The sequence below is a fragment of the Rhizobium sp. NPDC092011 genome (genome assembly GCF_044756305.1).
GTDB lineage: Bacteria > Pseudomonadota > Alphaproteobacteria > Rhizobiales > Rhizobiaceae > Rhizobium.
In genome coordinates this window covers 560,232-577,758 of the sequence record NZ_JBIVSO010000003.1, presented here as the reverse complement: position 1 = coordinate 577,758, position 17,527 = coordinate 560,232, and the positions used below count along the sequence as shown (strand labels likewise).

General features: G+C 60.8%; 13 protein-coding genes. 6 read left to right on the top strand and 7 right to left on the bottom strand.

The features are described from left to right. The first annotated feature begins 181 nt into the window (after nt 1-181). The 4 genes from ACIQJ2_RS18025 (at nt 182) to ACIQJ2_RS18010 (ending at nt 5,657) form a co-directional block, all read left to right on the top strand. The gene (locus ACIQJ2_RS18025) at nt 182-1,573 is read left to right on the top strand and encodes a multicopper oxidase family protein (RefSeq protein ID WP_400667071.1); all 1,392 of its coding nucleotides are present in this window, start codon (nt 182-184) and stop codon (nt 1,571-1,573) included. 171 nt (nt 1,574-1,744) lie between these two features. Further along, entirely contained in the window at nt 1,745-2,890 is a 1,146-nt protein-coding gene (gene rnd, locus ACIQJ2_RS18020) for a ribonuclease D (RefSeq protein ID WP_199148874.1), read from the top strand. 192 nt (nt 2,891-3,082) lie between these two features. Then, the gene (locus ACIQJ2_RS18015; protein ID WP_199148875.1) at nt 3,083-4,135 is read left to right on the top strand and encodes an adenylate/guanylate cyclase domain-containing protein; all 1,053 of its coding nucleotides are present in this window, start codon (nt 3,083-3,085) and stop codon (nt 4,133-4,135) included. Between the two features lie 163 nt (nt 4,136-4,298). After that, nucleotides 4,299-5,657, top strand: a complete 1,359-nt coding sequence (locus tag ACIQJ2_RS18010; RefSeq protein WP_400667074.1) for an esterase-like activity of phytase family protein — start codon at nt 4,299-4,301, stop codon at nt 5,655-5,657. 67 nt (nt 5,658-5,724) lie between these two features. Here ACIQJ2_RS18010 and ppx read toward each other — a convergent pair whose 3' ends face one another. From ppx to ACIQJ2_RS17990, 4 genes are all read right to left on the bottom strand, one after another. Continuing rightward, nucleotides 5,725-7,245, bottom strand: coding sequence for an exopolyphosphatase (gene ppx / locus ACIQJ2_RS18005; RefSeq protein ID WP_199148877.1), 1,521 nt, complete (start codon nt 7,243-7,245; stop codon nt 5,725-5,727). An 11-nt stretch (nt 7,246-7,256) separates the two neighbouring features. Beyond that, the gene (locus ACIQJ2_RS18000) at nt 7,257-9,455 is read right to left on the bottom strand and encodes an RNA degradosome polyphosphate kinase (RefSeq protein WP_199148878.1); all 2,199 of its coding nucleotides are present in this window, start codon (nt 9,453-9,455) and stop codon (nt 7,257-7,259) included. A 75-nt stretch (nt 9,456-9,530) separates the two neighbouring features. Continuing rightward, the gene (gene hdaA / locus ACIQJ2_RS17995) at nt 9,531-10,244 is read right to left on the bottom strand and encodes a DnaA regulatory inactivator HdaA (RefSeq protein ID WP_400667076.1); all 714 of its coding nucleotides are present in this window, start codon (nt 10,242-10,244) and stop codon (nt 9,531-9,533) included. Between the two features lie 2 nt (nt 10,245-10,246). Beyond that, nucleotides 10,247-11,377, bottom strand: a complete 1,131-nt coding sequence (locus ACIQJ2_RS17990) for an AI-2E family transporter (protein WP_199148880.1) — start codon at nt 11,375-11,377, stop codon at nt 10,247-10,249. Nucleotides 11,378-11,598: 221 nt separating this feature from the next. On the opposite strand from ACIQJ2_RS17990, the gene purM reads away from it, so the two are divergent. Further along, entirely contained in the window at nt 11,599-12,672 is a 1,074-nt protein-coding gene (purM, locus tag ACIQJ2_RS17985) for a phosphoribosylformylglycinamidine cyclo-ligase (protein ID WP_400667078.1), read from the top strand. Further along, complete coding sequence (gene purN, locus ACIQJ2_RS17980) at nt 12,669-13,340, top strand: phosphoribosylglycinamide formyltransferase (RefSeq protein ID WP_400667081.1); 672 nt, start codon at nt 12,669-12,671, stop codon at nt 13,338-13,340. Before purM ends, purN begins: the two co-directional genes overlap by 4 nt. A gap of 103 nt (nt 13,341-13,443) precedes the next feature. Here purN and ACIQJ2_RS17975 read toward each other — a convergent pair whose 3' ends face one another. From ACIQJ2_RS17975 to ACIQJ2_RS17965, 3 genes are all read right to left on the bottom strand, one after another. After that, on the bottom strand, nt 13,444-14,613 hold the full coding sequence (locus ACIQJ2_RS17975; RefSeq protein WP_400667084.1) for an alpha-D-ribose 1-methylphosphonate 5-triphosphate diphosphatase: 1,170 nt from the start codon (nt 14,611-14,613) through the stop codon (nt 13,444-13,446). A gap of 145 nt (nt 14,614-14,758) precedes the next feature. Continuing rightward, nucleotides 14,759-15,352, bottom strand: a complete 594-nt coding sequence (locus ACIQJ2_RS17970) for an NUDIX domain-containing protein (protein ID WP_400667086.1) — start codon at nt 15,350-15,352, stop codon at nt 14,759-14,761. Next, nucleotides 15,349-17,472, bottom strand: a complete 2,124-nt coding sequence (locus tag ACIQJ2_RS17965; protein WP_400667088.1) for a molybdopterin-dependent oxidoreductase — start codon at nt 17,470-17,472, stop codon at nt 15,349-15,351. The genes ACIQJ2_RS17970 and ACIQJ2_RS17965 overlap by 4 nt, the downstream gene beginning before the upstream one ends. Between the last annotated feature and the right edge of the window lie 55 nt (nt 17,473-17,527).

Genomic DNA, 17,527 nt, shown 5'->3' with positions numbered 1-17,527 from the left:
CATGGCGCGCCCGATTTGTCAAGGCTCGAACGCCGGAAGTCGACTTAAAGCTGTTGCATTCGCCGCCTCAATCGGCACCTGCAAGTAGCCGCTGCGGCAGTTTGGCTACCGGAATGCTATTGCTGAATGGCAATGTCAACTTTAAACAGGCATCCACATATCTTCGCCCCCGGAGCGTAACATGCCGATCCTCACCCGTCGTAATCTTCTGAAAGCTTCAGCCGTTGCGGGCGCCTATGGTGTCGGGCTCGGTATCGCCGGCAAGTTTGCAGGCAGCGCCGCAGCAGCTGAGCCGCGCGTCATGAAGACCGCAAAGATCGAGGCCAATTTTGCCGATGGTGGAACGACCAGGAATGTCCTGACCTATGGTGACGCAGGCATGCCGCCGGTGGTGCGCATGAAAAAAGGCGAGGCATTTGCGGCCCGGCTGATCAACGGCATAGACGATCCGACGACCATCCACTGGCACGGCATCCGCCTTCCCAACAATATGGACGGCGTGCCCTTCCTGACGCAGCCCTACGTCTATACCGGCGATCATTTCGACTACGCCTTCACGCCGCCCGATGCAGGCACCTTCTGGTATCATCCGCATTGCAACACGCTGGAACAGATGGGTCACGGCATGACCGGCGTCATCGTGGTGGAAGACCCCAAGGATCCCGCTTTCGATTCGGAAGTGGTGCTCAATCTGCGCGACTGGCGGCTGGGCGGCGATGGGCAGTTCATTGCCCAGTTCCGCCCGCGCGATGCGGCCAAATCAGGCACATATGGCACGGTCCGAACCGCGAATTGGCAGCAGGAGCCGCAATATGACGCCCCTTCCGGAGGCCTCGTACGGCTGCGCATCGCGATCACCGACGTCACGCGCATCTTCTCGTTCCGGATGGATGGGGCCGAGGCGACCGTGATCGCCATCGACGGCAACCCCGTACCGCAGCGTTTTCCGCTGGACCTCCTGCAACTCGGCCCGGGACAGAGGCTGGAGCTGGCGGTGCGCATGCCCGACGCCGAAGGCGCGGTCATCAAACTCGAGGATATCAAGGGCACCAATCCGAAGGTGCTGGCGACATTGCGCGCTGTGGGTGCCTCGCTGAAGCGCGATGTTCGGGATCTGTCTCCGCTGCAGGCCAATCCGGTGCAAAAGGCGGACCTCGGCTCCGCCACTCACCTGCCGTTGATTCTCAGCGCCACGGCGGAGAATACCGCCGACAACAGCATTTGCGGCTCGCTCGGCTACAGTTTCTGGGCGATCAACAAGGTGCCTTGGCCGGGTGATACTCCAGACCCTACGGCTCCGCTTGCCGAACTCAAGCTCGGCAAGAGCTATGTCATCGATATGGAAAACGTCACGCCGCATAGCCACCCCATCCATTTGCACGGGATGAGTTTTACCGTCCTCTCCTCGTCGACACGGCAAGTGCAGCCGTTCGTGTCCGATACGTATCTCATCCAGCCCGACGAAAAAGTGCAGCTCGCCTTCGTCGCCGACAATCCGGGCGACTGGCTGCTTCATTGCCACATCATCGAGCATCAGAAGACGGGCATGACCAGCTATGTCCGCGTGGCATAGTGAAGGGCCGCATGCGGCTTTCCGCGCCGGCCACCCTTCGAAGAAGCAACAACCCCCGGTTAATTTCAGCCAAAAGCGGCGTGCGGCAACGCTTTGTCCGCGAAAGTATTGACATATCCGGCTGAAAGGAGAAGGAAGTTAAAGAACTATTTTATCGATGAATGTGTTGAGATGATCGAAACTACCGCCCAATTGGAGGCGGCCTGCCGAGAGCTGGCCAAGTCGGATTTTATTACCATCGATACCGAATTCCTGCGAGAGACGACCTTCTGGCCGGAACTTTGTTTGATACAGATGGCGAGCCCGACCACCGAGGTATTAGTCGACCCGCTGGCCAAGGGGCTCGACCTCGCGCCCTTTTTCGAGCTGATGGCCAATCCGGCCGTGCTGAAGGTTTTCCACGCAGCACGCCAGGATATCGAAATCATTTTCCATCGCGGCAATCTCATTCCGCATCCGATCTTCGATACGCAGGTCGCGGCAATGGTATGTGGCTTCGGGGACTCGGTCTCCTACGACCAGCTCGTCAGCCGCATCAAGAACGTCCACATCGACAAGTCCTCGCGCTTCACCGACTGGAGCCGTAGGCCGCTCTCGGAAAAGCAGCTGGACTATGCCCTTGCCGACGTGACCCATCTGCGTGATGTCTATCTTTCGCTCGACGAGCAACTGAAGCGCGAAGGACGCGCCTCCTGGCTACAGGAGGAAATGGCGATCCTCGAGGCGCGCGATACCTATGACCTGCATCCGGACGATGCCTGGCAGCGGCTCAAGATGCGGCTGCGCAAGCCGCAGGAGCTGGCGGTTCTCAAATATGTGGCGGCATGGCGCGAACGCGAGGCCCGCTCTCGCAACGTTCCGCGCGCACGCGTGCTGAAGGACGATGCGATCTATGAGATCGCACAGCAGCAACCGAAGGATACCGAGGCATTGGCCCGGTTGCGCACCATCCCGAAGGGCTGGGAGCGTTCGGCCGCCGGTGCTGCGGTTCTCGAAGCCATCAACGCGGCGCTGGCGCTGCCGAAATCCGAGATGCCGCATCCGCCGCGTCATCAGCAGGCCCCGGAGGGTACGGCTGCAGCAGCTGAATTGTTGAAGGTGCTGTTGAAGCTCATTGCCGAAAAGCACGGCGTTGCACCGAAGGTTATCGCCAATAGCGATGACCTCGACAAGATTGCCGCCGAAGGCGAGAAGGCGGATGTCGCAGCCCTCACCGGCTGGCGGCGCGATCTCTTCGGCGAAACGGCCTTGCAGTTGATACAGGGTCAGGTGGCGTTGCGCTTCGTCGGAAAGCGGATTGAAACCGTCGCCCTATAATAGCGACATTCTCCTTCCACAGCGTCTCGCGATTGCGTATGATTCGCAGATCGAGACGCTGGTCGCCATCACGATTGCGCCGCAAATCTCGTGGAATGAACGTCTTACGCAGTCGTTATGTTCGATGACGTTTCGGTTTCCCGGCGCAATCCCGCGTCGATGACAGGCGTCGCTTCTCGGCGGAAAAGGTGAATGGGCATTCTCCATTCAATGCGCACCTGGCTTTTGTCATCGCTGCTTGTCGCCTCGACGGGCGTGCTTTACGGCATCATGTTCTTCCCGCAGGCGCCGATGTATATCGGCGCAATCTTTGCGCTGTTCTGCGGCATGCCGCTGCTGGCCTTCGAGCGCCGCATGATCCTGCCGAAGCTGAACGTCTGGGTGCATCGCCTGCCGACGCCTGCCTTCATCCTCTCGGCGCTCGTCGTCGACTTCCTGCTGATGAGCGTCGGCTACGCGATGGCCGGCAGCCTCCTGAAGCTGCTTGGCCTGGTCGATGGCTCATGGAAAGACCTCACTCTGCTGAAGTTCGACGTCTATCTGTACGCCGTCCTGGTGACTGCCGTGATCATCTTCGTCGGCCGCGTGCGGGAACTCCTCGGCCGCGACGTCTTCCTCAGCCTCTTGACCGGGCGGTATCGCAACCCGACGCAGGAGGAACGTGTTTTCCTGTTCATCGATCTCGTCGGCTCCACCGCCTTTGCCGAGGAACATGGAGACCTCAAGACTCAAGAGTTTCTGGGTGCGGTGTTTGCAGCGATGGCCGAGCCGGTCCGCCGGCACAAGGGCGCTATCGACGACTATATCGGCGATGCAGCCCTCATCACCTGGCCGCTTCGCCGAGGCCTCAAGAACGCCAACTGCGTGCGCTGCGTCTTCAACATCCTCAACGATATCGAGGCCAATGCGGAAACCTGGCTGAAGTCCTACGGCAGGGTGCCGCGTCTTCGCGCCGCCCTGCATGGCGGCAGCATCGTCACGGCGGAAATCGGTGTCGACCACCACAAGATCGCCTATTTCGGCGACACGGTGAACACCGCCGCCAGGCTCGAGTCGCTCTGCAAGACGCTGGAGCGTCAGGTGCTGATTTCGAGCGATCTTGCCGGGCGGCTGGATCTTCCCGAGGCGATCATCAAGGAAGAACTGGGTGACCATGCCGTGCGCGGCCGCGATCAGCATCTCGGCGTCATCGCACTGCATACGCAAGACCGGCAAGCGCTGAAAACTGCCAATGGAAGATCGTAAGCCATAGAAATCTCTGGCTGTATGCTCAGATCAATGCGCGCCTGGGCTTCACACCCTATGGGTTGTCCACAGTCACCAAACCTTCACCTGGACGTTAATTCGCCGACACAGCTCACCTGTTAAGCCGGAGGTGTTTCGCCAATCCCACCAACCGGGTGACATGATGACCAGAATTCTTTCCGCCTCCACGGCACTCTTCATTTTGCTTGCCGCATCGGCTCAGGCAGACGAACAGCAGTTCAAGGCAAAGCTCGTCGGGCAGGCCATCCTGCCAGCCAATACAATCGCCGCCGCCCCTGCAGACGCGGCGGAATTCCTGAAGACCTCCGGCAAGTTCACCACGCCGGACCGTAAGCGCACCGAAGCGCTCGCATCCGTTGCGGGCAAGGATGGCGCCCGCGTCACCGACATCAAGCTGCCGTTCGCCGGCCAGCCGATCCAGGGCTTCTCCGGCATCAAGACCATGCCCGACGGCACCTTCTGGACGCTCTCCGACAATGGCTTCGGCACCAAGCAGAACTCCAGCGACGCCATGCTCTTCCTGCACCAGCTGAAATTCGATTGGGACAGCGGCAAGGTCGAAGTCGTCAAGAACCTGTTCCTGTCCGACCCGAACAAGAAGGCTCCCTTCCCGATCGTTATGGAAGGCGCCGACAAGCGCTATCTGACCGGCGCCGATTTCGACATCGAATCGATCCAGCCGGTGGCCGACGGCTTCTGGGTCGGCGAGGAATTCGGTCCTTACCTGCTGAAGTTCGACACCAACGGCCAGCTGACAGATGTCTTCGCCACGACGGTTGACGGTAAGCCGGTCCTGTCTCCCGACAATCCGCTGCTGCAACTGCCGGGCAACCCGACGCAGAAGATGCCTGCTTTCAATCTGAAGCGCTCAGGCGGCTTTGAAGGTCTCGCCATGTCGAAGGACGGCACCAAGCTCTATGGTATGCTCGAAGGCCCGATCTACCAGGAAGACGGCAAGGTGGAGAATGTCGACGGCAAGACGGCCATCCGCGTCATCGAATTCGACGTCGCCTCCAAGAGCTGGACCGGCCGCAGCTGGCTCTATCCCTTCGCCGACAAGGGCCTCGCCATCGGCGATTTCAACATGCTTGACGAAACGACTGCCCTCGTCATCGAGCGCGACAATGGCGCCGGCACCAAGGACAAGGCTTGCGCCGATCCCAAGCAGCCGAAACCCGATTGCTTCGAGGCCCCGGCTGAGCTCAAGCGCGTCTACAAGATCGAGTTCAGTGATGCCAATGTCGGCAAGTCCGTTCGCAAGATCGGCTACATCGACCTGATGCGCATCGAGGATCCGGATCACAAGCGCCGTCAGGGCGGTGGCGAAGGTTTCTACGATATGCCGTTCATCACCATCGAGAATGTCGACCGCGTCGATGCCACGCACATCATCATCGGCAACGACAACAACCTGCCCTTCTCCGCAGGGCGCGCCGTCGACAAGGCCGACGATAACGAATTCAGCCTGCTCGAAGTCGGTGATTTCCTGAACGCGAAGTAAGCCGCGACAAGACCGCCTCTCCCTGCCATGCAGGGAGAGGTTCTGGGCCTGCGAGGAGCAGGCAGATCTATTCGAAGCAGAAGGCCAATCGGCGGTTCGTGAGCTTGCCGAGCTGCTGCAGGCGCCCATCCAGCCTCTCACCGGCAAAATCGTGATATTCGGCCGGAACGACGAATTCGAGGTCTAGATCCGGATTTGTCGAACGACGGAACGACAGATTACGGACGATTCCGGGCATCGATGCCGAAAACAGATAGACGACGCGCAGCAGACCGCCGAGAAGCTTGGCGCGCTCGATGTAGAGCGGCGTGGCGATCGTCGCCAGCGGCTCGGTCGCGCCATCATCATGCAGGCCTTCGAAGCGATAGTAGTTGGCGAGCGCCACGAATGCGCGGCCGGCATGGGTGATACCGACGAAAGACGTATGGGCGATGATGTTCAGCGCCTGAAGGCCGCGATAGTCGGGATGGGCACGCCAGCTGATGTCGGCGAGCAAACAGGCTGCCTGGCGATAACGGCTCTCCTCCTCCGTCTCGGTGATCCCGAAGAACGGCATCATGCGTCCGGTCCAGTCCGCAAGCTCGCGGGCATGCTCCGGCGAACGGGCACGCAGGATGGCGAGCTCTCCCGCCGCCACCAGGAGCGGATCGCTATGGCGCTCCGCCTCCGTGAGCAAGGAATAGAGATAGCCTTCACGTACGCCCTGGGCGGAGAAGGAAATGATGGATGGTTTCATGGCCGTCAGCACTTCACGCATGGCGACCGCGCCGAAAGGCAGCAGCAGACGGCGATGCTTGGAAACCGCCTGCAGGGCCGGATCCTTCGAATCCTTGGATTCGACGATCTGATCCAGGAAGCGCAGCATCTCGTCGAGCTGCACTTCGTAGCCCTGCATCATGTGCAGCGGGTATTTGCGCGTTTCCATGTGCAGCTTGGCAATGTTTCGCCACGTGCCGCCAACCGCATAGAAGGTGCGGCCCTCGCCCTTGCTCAGCAGCTTGGCCGTCTTGACGTGCTTGCGCGCGAAACCGCGCGCCTTCTCGATCGAGCCGCCGGCATATTCGGACAGGCGCAGGCCGCCGAGCGGCAGCGTGATGCCTTTGCCGAACTCGCGATCCTTGATGTCGATCAATTCCAGCGAGCCACCGCCGAGGTCGCCGGCAATACCGTCCGGATGGAAGAACCCACTGATGATACCGAGTGCGGAGAAGCGCGCCTCTTCCTCACCGGAAAGCACGCGCACCTTGCGCTGAAGGATCGTTTCCGCCTGATGGATGAACGCCGGACCATTGCTGGCCTCGCGCGCGGCGGCCGTCGCCAGGACATAGATGGTCGACGCGCGAGCCTGATCGGAGAGCGCCTTGAAGCGATGCAGGGCCGCGAGAGCCCGCGCCACGCTTTCCTCATCCATCTTGCCGGTCAATGCTATGCCCTTGCCGAGGCCGCAAAGCACCTTCTCGTTGAAGAGAATGGTCGGAGACCGCGAATGGCCTTCATAGACGACAAGACGGACCGAGTTCGATCCGATATCGACAACGGAGACAGGGGCTATACCGGGAAGGCGCCCCTGGGCTTCTGATTCAACCATGCAGGTCCAGTTTATTTGTTGCGGCCCGACAACAGCCCAGCGATCAGTTTCGGCGCACTGGATTTCAAGGCTTCACCCCGGCCGGACAGGCTGGGATTGGTCATGAAATACTGCTGCGCATTGAATGGCTCTTCTCCCTTGCGCACTTCCATGCGCCTTGAAGTACCGTCCGGCAATATCTCGTAGCTCTGTTGATTGTCAATGATATTGCCCAGCATGATCTGTGAAAGCACCTGCTCGTGCACGGTCTTGTTGGTGAGCGGCACCAGGGTTTCGACGCGGCGATCGAGGTTTCTGGGCATCATGTCGGCCGAGCCGATATAGACCAGCGCCTTCTCCGACGGCAGGCCTTGACCGTTGCCGAAGCAGAAGATGCGGCTATGCTCGAGGAAGCGGCCGATGATCGACTTGACGCGAATTTTCTCCGAAAGACCAGGCACCTGCGGACGCAGGCAGCAGATGCCGCGCACGACGAGGTCGACCTCGACGCCCGCATTGCTGGCACGATAAAGCGCGTCGATGATGTCGGGATCGACGAGCGAATTCATCTTCATCCAGATCGCAGCCGGCTGGCCGCTCTTGGCATGCTCGATCTCACCCTCGATATGCTGAAGGATGCGGCTGCGGAGCGTGTAGGGCGACACCGCGATCTTCATGTCGTGCTCCGGCTCGCCGTAGCCGGTGATGAAGTTGAAGATATTCGCCATATCATGGGCAATCTTCGGGTCGCAGGTGAAATACGAGAGGTCGGTATAGATCTTGGCGGTGACCGGGTGGTAATTGCCGGTGCCGAGGTGGCAATAGGTCCGCAACTTGCCGTCCTCGCGGCGCACCACCATCGACATCTTCGAATGCGTCTTGAGCTCGATGAAGCCGAAGACGACCTGCACGCCCGCACGTTCCAGATCGCGCGCCCAGCGGATGTTTGCCTCTTCGTCGAAGCGGGCCTTCAGCTCCACCAGCGCCGTGACCGACTTGCCGAGATCGGCCGCGTCGATCAGTGCTCGGACGATCGGGCTGTCGTTCGAGGTACGATAAAGCGTCTGCTTTATCGCCAGAACGTCAGGATCCCTAGCAGCCTGGAGAAGGAACTGGACCACCACGTCGAAGGATTCGTAGGGGTGATGGACGACCATATCCTTTTCGCGGATGGCGGCGAAACAATCGCCGGCATGCTCGCGGACGCGCTCAGGAAATCGGGCGTTATAGGGCTCGAAGCGCAGATCGTCGCGCGGAGCCTTGCAGATTTCGGAAAGAGTATTGAGCGCCAGCAGGCCGGGCAGAACCGCGATGCGGTTTTCCGGAACGTTCAGCGATTCCACCACGAACTGGCGAAGTTCCAGCGGCATTTCGGAATCGGTCTCGATGCGGATCACCGAGCCGCGGCGGCGCCGCTTCAGTGCGGTTTCGAAGAAGCGCACCAAGTCCTCAGCCTCTTCCTCGACTTCGATATCGCTGTCGCGGATGAGGCGGAACGTACCCGAACCCTGCACTTCATAGCCGGGATAGAGGCGGTGGATGAAGATGTTCACCACATCTTCGAGCGTGATGTAGCGGATGACGTTGCTCGCATCCGGCAGACGAACGAAGCGGTCGAGCGCCGGCGGCAGGCGAAGCAGCGCCGTCATCGGCTCACGGCCGTTCATGCTCTTCAGTTGCAGCGCGATCGAGAATCCGAGGTTCGGAATGAACGGGAACGGATGGGCCGGGTCAATGGAGAGCGGCGTCAGGACCGGGAAGATGGCCTGCTCGAACTCCGTGTGGAGCCACTGCCGATCCATATCGGAAAGGGCAGCCGGGCGGACGATCAGGATGTCTTCCTTGGCGAGATATTGCTGCAGGACGGCAAGCGAAGCCTGCTGCTCCATCTGCAGGTTGTCGATCTCGCGCAGGATGTCGTCGAGCTGCTCGGCCGGCGTCTTGCCGTCGGGCGTGCGAACGAGAATCTTCTGGCGGACCTGACCCTCGAGGCCGGCAACGCGCACCATGAAGAATTCGTCGAGGTTTGCGGCGGAGATGGAGAGGAAGCGGACACGCTCAAGCAGCGGGTGCGCCGTATTCAATGTTTCCTCGAGGACGCGGCGATTGAACTGCAGCCAGGAGAATTCACGGTTGATGAAACGCTCGGGACTGGTCAGCAACGGATTGACCGGAGCCTCCTCCGAGGTTCCCTGGCTGGCGTCCTGATGTTCCGTGAGTGCCGAGTCCATGTTCCACCTACCCTCTTCTAATCCTGTGCCACGTATATCAGTTTGACGACGGAACTGTGACAGTTCGGTATCAACTCAATCCGGCCGGCGGGAATTACCCAGCTCATTCAGTACTTCAGCGGCCAGCACGCGCGTGATCCTGGTTCCTCGTCCCAGCGCCAGCCGGTCGAGACGATCGACGATCAACTGCGCTGCGTTCATGGAGCGCTCCATGCGATTGACGATATAAAGGACGAGTTTGTCATCGATATAAAGCTGACGGTCGGCAAAGAGCTTTACGATGATCTGCGACAGCAGCTCCTCGTCCGGCTCCCCAATCTCGACCACAGTCGCCGCCTTCAAGCGGGAGCGCAGGTCAGGCAGCGTCACCGGCCAGGACATCGGCCAGAGCCGGCTCGTCATCAAAAGACTGTTGCCGTTCTCCCGAACGCTGTTGATGACATGGAAAAGCTCGGTATCGTCGAAGCCAAGGCGATCGACATCCTCGAAGATAACGGGGCCGTTCGCAGCGGCGATTGCGGCATCGGAACCCGCCACGGGATGAATTGGGGCCGCATCGCATCTCTCGCTCCAGATGCTGGCAAGGTGCGATTTTCCGGAACCGACCGGACCGGCCAGAATGACGACCGGCGACGGCCAATGCGGCCAGGAATCGACGATCCGCACCGCCGCCGTCAACGGATCGGCGACGAGCAGGTCATCGCGGCCGCTTGCGGGGTCGTGTGTAAAGGCCAAGGGCAGCTGTTCGGCGGTCCTGCGCCTCAAATCAGCGTTCTTTGCATCGGTCATGTCTAGTTATTCTCGGGTTTGCCGGCCTTGGCTCTGCGGGCCCTGCCGGCCTCCGAGCGTCCGTGATAGAGCTCGCTCTGAAGGTACCGCGAAAGGGCGAAGCGGACAAGAACGCCGCAGGCAGCGGCAGCCGGAACGGCAATCAAAAGCCCGACGAAGCCGAAGAGTGCGCCAAAGGCGAAAAGCGCAAACATCAGCCAAACCGGGTGCAGGCCGACGCTTTCGCCGACGAGCTTCGGCTGCAGCACATTGCCTTCAAGGAATTGGCCGGTGAAGAAGACGGCAAGCGTCAGACCGACCCAGAGATAGTCGGGCCAGAATTGAACGAGCGCGACGCCGACGGCCAGGACAAGGCCGACCATCGAGCCGACATAGGGAATGAAGCTGATCATGCCGGCGAACAGGCCGATCAGAAGGCCGAAGTTCAAGCCGACGAGCGAGAGGCCGACGCCGTAGTACACGCCGAGAATGATGCAGAGCGAGCCCTGCCCCCGGATGAAGCCGGCAATCGCCTGATCGATCTCGCGGGCGATTTCACGGACGGTAGCGACGTGGTCGCGCGGGATCCAGTCATCCACCTTGGCGATCATCCGGTCCCAGTCGAGCAACATGTAGAAGGCAACGACCGGCGTGACGACCAGCAGCGAGATCACGTTGACCAGCGCCTTGCCGGAGCTCCAGAGCTGCGCGAACAGCCCACCGACGAAACTCAGGCCTTCGGACATGATGCTGGAGAAATTGTCCTTGATCGCGCCGAGCTGATTGCGGATCCAGTCGGGCAGCACCATCGTCTGCGCCTTGGCGATCAGCTGTTGTATCTGCTGCACATAGGTCGGGATGTGCTGAATGAAGTCGTTGAACTGGTTGATGATGATCGGAATGAAGATCGTCAGCGCCAGCGCAAAGATCAGCAGGAACGAGAAAAGGATCACCACCGTCGCCATCAGGCGGCTGAGGCCGAACCGCTCAAGCCGGTCAGCGACCGGATCCAGGAAATAAGCAACTGCCATACCGGCAATGAACGGCAGCAGGATCGTGCTGAAGACATAAAGGAAGCTGACGAACGCAACCAGTACGATCACCCAGAACGTGACTTGGCGCTTGAGGCTGGCTCCGCTGACCTTTTGCTCCATCGACTTCCCCGTTGCTCCGGCCCACCTGCCGTTCGCTTAGGACATAGGATGATGCTGTAATTATGGTCAAGTCTGAGAGCAGAAATCGGCGCCAAGTGCTGTGAAGCGGGGAAAATCGAGGGGTTGGCAGCGCTTGCGCCTTGCATAACGGCCCCTATCATGCAATGGCGACCCGATCGAAGCCCTATCGCGATAGAAGGGCGGCCATCGGAGGCGGAAGCATGAGCCAGTCTGGAAAAAACGGTCTGACCTATAGCGACGCGGGCGTCGATATCGATGCCGGCAACCTGCTCGTCGAAAAGATTAAGCCCGCCGTGCGCTCGACGCGCCGGCCCGGTGCGGATGGCGAGATCGGCGGCTTCGGCGGCCTGTTCGATCTGAAAGCAGCAGGCTTCACCGATCCGGTGCTGGTTGCCGCCAATGACGGCGTCGGCACCAAGCTGAAAATCGCGATCGACGCGAATTATCATGACACCGTCGGCATCGACCTCGTTGCCATGTGTGTCAACGATCTGGTCGTCCAGGGCGCAGAGCCGCTGTTCTTCCTCGATTACTTCGCGACCGGCAAGCTCGATCCCGACCAGGGTGCAGCGATCGTCGGCGGTATTGCTGCCGGCTGCCGCGATGCAGGCTGTGCGCTGATCGGCGGTGAGACGGCGGAAATGCCGGGCATGTATTCTCACGGCGATTACGATCTGGCGGGCTTTGCCGTCGGTGCCGCCGAACGCGGCCAGCTGCTGCCGTCAGGCGATATTGCCGAAGGCGACATCATTCTCGGCCTCGCCTCCTCGGGCGTTCATTCCAACGGTTTCTCGCTGGTGCGCAAGATCGTCGAGCTCTCCGGCCTTGGCTGGGATGCACCGGCCCCCTTCGCCGAAGGCAAGGCACTCGGCGAAGCACTGCTCACACCGACACGCATCTATGTGAAGCCACTGCTTAAGGCCATCCGCGAGACACATGCTCTCAAGGCACTCGCTCACATCACCGGCGGCGGCTTCCCGGAAAACATTCCGCGCGTGCTGCCGAAGCATCTGGCCGCTGAAATCGATCTGACAGCCGTCAAGGTGCCGCCGGTCTTCTCCTGGCTTGCCAAGGTTGGTGGCGTCGAGGCCAAGGAAATGCTGCGCACCTTCAACTGCGGCATCGGCATGATCGTCGTCGTCGCTCAGGAAAACGTCGCAGCCGTAAAGGCCGCGCTTGAGGCCGAAGGCGAAGCGGTCGTCACGCTCGGCCGTATGATCGCGCGCGAAGAAGGCGCGCACGGCACCGTCTACAAGGGCACGCTGGCTCTATGACCACGCCGCGCAAACGCGTCGCCGTCTTCATCTCGGGCGGCGGCTCCAATATGCTGGCTCTTCTGAAGGCCACGAAGGCGGCCGACTACCCAGCCGAGATCGTCGGCGTCATCTCCGACAAGGCAGACGCCGGTGGTCTGGCGAAAGCTGCTGCAGAGGGCATTGCTACCTTCTCTTTCGGGCGCAAGGATTTTGCCAGCAAGGAAGCCCATGAAGAGGCGATCCTTGCGCAGCTTGCGGCCCTCTCCCCCGACGTCATCTGCCTTGCCGGCTATATGCGGCTTCTTTCCGGCCGCTTCATCCAGGCCTACGAAGGGCGGATCATCAATATTCATCCATCGCTGCTGCCGCTTTTCCCTGGTCTGCACACGCATCAGCGCGCCATCGACGCCGGTATGCGCATCGCCGGCTGCACCGTGCATTTTGTCACCGAAGGCATGGATGAAGGCCCGGTCGTCGGCCAGGCTGCCGTACCGGTACTGACCGGCGACACCGCCGACAGCCTCGCCGCTCGCGTGCTTACGATCGAGCACCAGATCTATCCGCAGTCGTTGCGGCTGGTGGCGGAAGGCAAGGTCAGGATGGAAGGTGGCAAGGCCGTAAGCCTTGCCGAGGCATCTGCCGCGCAAGGGCGGCAGATCGTGTCACTACTTGGTGATGTAAGCTAGAGCGCTTCCGCTTTTTCTTGAAATGCGAAGCGCTCTATCTTCTTGTTTTCTTACGCATTCCGGACGGAAAACCGCTCCGCACTTTCTGGAAAAGCTCTAGCTTTCAAGCCGCCATCGCCATCAGCGGATGCAGCGTGCCGTCGCTATAGACGATGCGGCCGCCACGGAAGGTCGCGCGAATGCGGTGAACCGAACCGGGTTCGACGGCGACCAGATCGGCGAGCTGGCCGACAGCGATTTCACCGCGATCCAACAGACCCGCCGAACGGGCAGCATTGGACGTTGCGGTCGCAACTGCCGCCGGGAGGCCGCCGCTTGCAACATCGGCGATCTTGAAGATCGCCGGCACGAAGGCGGCCGGGTGATAATCTGCTGCGATAACGCCGAGGAGGCCGGCACGGGCCGCATCCAGGGCGCTGAGATTGCCGGACATGGACTGGCCGCGAAGCGCGTTCGGCGCACCCATGAGCGTCCAGAGACCACGGCGGCAGGCTTCTTCGGCGGCCGGGCCAGTGACGGGAAACTCGCTGATCGTCACGCCGAGATCGTGCATTGCCGCCACCTTCTCGGCGCTGTCATCGTCATGCGACGCCAGCGAAAGCTTATGCTTCAGCGACAGTGCGACGACGTCGTGCAGCTTGCGTTCGATCTCCGGATCCTGACGCTGCGCGATGCGTGTCGCCACGACTTCTTCCGCCGCCTCACGCGACATGGAGCGACGCTCGGACATGCTGCGGATATAGCTTTCGATGTCGTTATACTGGCCCTGCCCCGGCGTGTGATCGGTCAGGGAAACCATGTCGACGGAGCCCTCCTCCAGCAGCCGCTCCAGCGTCGGAGCTGCGCCGAGATTGGTGATTTCGTAGCGGGCATGGACGCGATGATCGATCAGCAGCTCGTTGCGCAGGCTGCCGATGCCGCGGATGACAGCCGAAGTGGTTTCGAGCGAACGGACATGACCGTAGACGCTTTCGGTCGCAAAGGAGAGTGCCGCGAAGGCGGTGGTGACGCCGGCTGCCGCCAGCTTCTTGTCCAGCTCGTGAATGCCGAAATCGATCGGCATCATTGCATTCGGCCGCGGTGCGATTTCGCGCTCGATCATATCGCAGTGCAGATCGACGAAGCCGGGCATCAGCAGGCGACCGCCACCATCGAAGGTCGGCCGCTCCACCGGCTCGGAGCGGATTTCGGCAATCACGCCGTCCTCGACACGCACCGCGCCATTTTCGACGACTTCATTGGGAAGAACGAGCGTAAAATTGCTGAGCCACATCGGCTTTCTCCTGAAACAGCGTCAAATCGAAGGAGGCTCGGAAACATTCGAATGTTTCTGGCCAGCACGCCCCGGTAAGCTCGATTCGTGACAGCATGATGAATGGGAAGCGGTGTTTTCACCAAAGCTGCCAATCGCTCAGCGTCTACCTCAAGCTCGCGACGTTCAATGTCGCCCATTGCAGCAGCATGATGGTCTTTGCGTCGTAGATATCACCGCTCTCGATCATCGCCATGGCATCCGACAGACGCACTTCCAGGACCTCGATATCCTCGTGTTCCTCGGCAAGACCACCACCAGCCGCAATGCGGTCGGACGTATCGATCACGGCGGCGAAGAAATGGATGATCTCGGTCACGGCCCCCGGAGACGTCAGCGCCTTGAAGAGGAAGCGAACATCGCGAACTCGAAAACCGGTCTCTTCCATGGCCTCACGGCGGATGGCTGCTTCCGGGTCGTCGCCGTCAAGCAGACCGGCGGGCACTTCCAACATCCATGCCGGCACGCCGAGCAGCTGGGCCGGCAGGCGGAACTGCCGGACGAGCACCACCGTTTCCCGCTTGGGATCATAAAGCAGGATGCAGGCGGCTGGCGTGCGCTGATAGACTTCCCGCTTCGGGCGGTGCTTTTCGCCCTGCGAATCCGTGTAGTCGAGATCGAAGCTGCTCAGCCGCGTCCATTGGTTCGCCAGCGTCCTTTCGTTGACGATTTCGGCTTTCGCCTTTTCGAATTTAGTCATGCCATATCCTTGCGGAGCCATACTTTATTGTCGTGAACAGCCGCGCCACCATAAGGCGCGACCGGATCGGCGCCGGTGAGCACATTGATGCCTTCGCCATCGACATGGGCCCTGTTCGGCCACAGGCCCTCGGCGATCAGCACACCGGGCTTGACTTCCGTCGTCACGCGGACGTGGAGGCGGATGTCCCCTCTTGCATTGCCGATGCGAACCAGCTCGCCGTGGGCAATAGCGAGCGCTTCTGCGTCCGCAGGGTTGACCATCACTTCAGGACGACCTTCCTTCTGCCGCGACGTCTTGGTTTCCGAGAAGCTCGAATTCAGGAAATTGCGCGATGGCGAGGTCGCGAGCCGGAACGGATGCTCGGGATCGGCTACCTCGATCACGTCGACCTGATCCGGAAATTCCGGCAGCTCGACATGCGGACCGAGCAAGCCGACCGAGGCGGGCGGCCTGTTCGGTGCCGGCTGATTGGACCAATCGGGGCGGAAACGGAACTTGCCGTCGGGATGACCGAAGCCATTGATGAAATGGGCATCGTCAAAATCGGGCTGACGGTCGAACCATTTGTTCTCGAGAAAATAGTCGTAGTCCGGCAGGCCACTCTTCGAGAGAACCCTGTCGATCATTTCGCGGGCGGAAAAACCGAAACCGGGACGGTCCGCGACGCCAAGGCGTTTGGCCAACTCCTCGATGACGAAGAGATTGCTGCGCACAGTCGTCGGCGGCTCCACCAGCTTCGGGCCGAGGAGAATGTGGTTCTGCCCGCCAGCGCGATAGATGTCGTCATGTTCGACGAACATGGTGGCCGGGATGACGATATCGGCCATCTCGGCCGTATCTGTCATGAACTGCTCGTGCACGGCGACGAAAAGGTCGGAGCGCGCAAAGCCGCGCTTTACCAGCCGCTGTTCGGGGGCGATGTTCATCGGGTTGGTGTTCTGGATCAGCATGGCCGTGACCGGACCACGATGGCGAAGCGCGACAGCATCGCCGGTCAAAGCGCGGCCTATCTGCGACTGATCGATCATGCGGATGTCCTGATCCTTCATGGCGCGGCCGGTCAGTTCGCTCGCGTCCATGCGGAAGATATCGCTGTTCGAGTGAAAGGCGCCGCCGCCCTCATATTGCCAGGAACCCAGCACCGTCGCGATCGATGCTGCCGCGTGCATGGCGATCGCGCCGTTGCGCTGGCGGGTGAAGCCATAGCCAAGACGGAAGTAGGTCTTCTTGGTCTCCCCCACGAGCTTGGCGAAAGCTTCGATCTCATCCACCGACAGGCCGGTGATATCAGCCGCCCATGCCGGGGTCTTCGACTTCAGGTGTGTCTCAAGGCCTGAGGGATCGTCGGCATATTTGGCCATATAGGCGCGGTCGGCATAGCCGTCGCGGAAGGCGATGTGCATGACCGCGCAGGCAAGTGCCGCATCTGTACCCGGCTTGACGATCAGGGCCATGTCGGCTTGCTTCATCGTCGGGTTGTCGTAGATATCGACGACGACGATCTTGGCGCCGCGCTCCTTGCGGGACTTGATCGCATGGGTCATGACGTTGACCTGGGTCGCCACAGCATTCGTGCCCCAGATGACGACGCAATCCGTACGGCTCATCTCGCGCGGATCGGGACCGCGCAGCACACCCGTCGCCATGGTGAAGCCGGTCCAGGCCGGGTTGGTGCAGATCGACGAGAAAAAGCCGGAATAGCGTTTGGCGTGGCGCAGTCGCTCGATGGAATCGCGCTGCACCCAGCCCATCGTGCCGGCGTAGAAATAGGGCCAGATCGCCTCGCTGCCATCCTTGGCCTCGGCCTTTACGAAGGCCTCGGCAATCTCATCAAGCGCTGCATCCCAGGAAAGCTCCTGCCAGCGCCCAGCACCCTTGGCCCCTGCTCGGCGCAACGGCTTCATCAGCCGATCGGGGTGATAAAGCCGCTCGGCATAGCGCGCGACCTTGGCGCAGATGACGCCCGAGGTGTAGGAATGATCGTTCGCACCACGAACCCGGCCGATCTTGCCGTCTTCAGTCAGATCGACCTCCAGCGCGCAGGTGGAGGGACAGTCGTGCGGACAGGCCGTATGGCCTATGCGCGATTTGGCTGGAATGGGGGTCGCAATGTTCATGATGTTTGTATATTTCAAGCCATGTCCGGCCACTAGAGATAATGCGGCCCATCTC

What these genes read in the sequence shown, in the direction of transcription:
- ACIQJ2_RS18025 (WP_400667071.1), top strand. Translation starts at nt 182, where the DNA reads ATGCCGATCCTCACCCGTCGTAATCTTCTGAAAGCTTCAGCCGTTGCG.
- rnd (WP_199148874.1), top strand. Translation starts at nt 1,745, where the DNA reads ATGATCGAAACTACCGCCCAATTGGAGGCGGCCTGCCGAGAGCTGGCC.
- ACIQJ2_RS18015 (WP_199148875.1), top strand. Translation starts at nt 3,083, where the DNA reads ATGGGCATTCTCCATTCAATGCGCACCTGGCTTTTGTCATCGCTGCTT.
- ACIQJ2_RS18010 (WP_400667074.1), top strand. Translation starts at nt 4,299, where the DNA reads ATGACCAGAATTCTTTCCGCCTCCACGGCACTCTTCATTTTGCTTGCC.
- ppx (WP_199148877.1), bottom strand. Translation starts at nt 7,245, where the DNA reads ATGGTTGAATCAGAAGCCCAGGGGCGCCTTCCCGGTATAGCCCCTGTC.
- ACIQJ2_RS18000 (WP_199148878.1), bottom strand. Translation starts at nt 9,455, where the DNA reads ATGGACTCGGCACTCACGGAACATCAGGACGCCAGCCAGGGAACCTCG.
- hdaA (WP_400667076.1), bottom strand. Translation starts at nt 10,244, where the DNA reads ATGACCGATGCAAAGAACGCTGATTTGAGGCGCAGGACCGCCGAACAG.
- ACIQJ2_RS17990 (WP_199148880.1), bottom strand. Translation starts at nt 11,377, where the DNA reads ATGGAGCAAAAGGTCAGCGGAGCCAGCCTCAAGCGCCAAGTCACGTTC.
- purM (WP_400667078.1), top strand. Translation starts at nt 11,599, where the DNA reads ATGAGCCAGTCTGGAAAAAACGGTCTGACCTATAGCGACGCGGGCGTC.
- purN (WP_400667081.1), top strand. Translation starts at nt 12,669, where the DNA reads ATGACCACGCCGCGCAAACGCGTCGCCGTCTTCATCTCGGGCGGCGGC.
- ACIQJ2_RS17975 (WP_400667084.1), bottom strand. Translation starts at nt 14,613, where the DNA reads ATGTGGCTCAGCAATTTTACGCTCGTTCTTCCCAATGAAGTCGTCGAA.
- ACIQJ2_RS17970 (WP_400667086.1), bottom strand. Translation starts at nt 15,352, where the DNA reads ATGACTAAATTCGAAAAGGCGAAAGCCGAAATCGTCAACGAAAGGACG.
- ACIQJ2_RS17965 (WP_400667088.1), bottom strand. Translation starts at nt 17,472, where the DNA reads ATGAACATTGCGACCCCCATTCCAGCCAAATCGCGCATAGGCCATACG.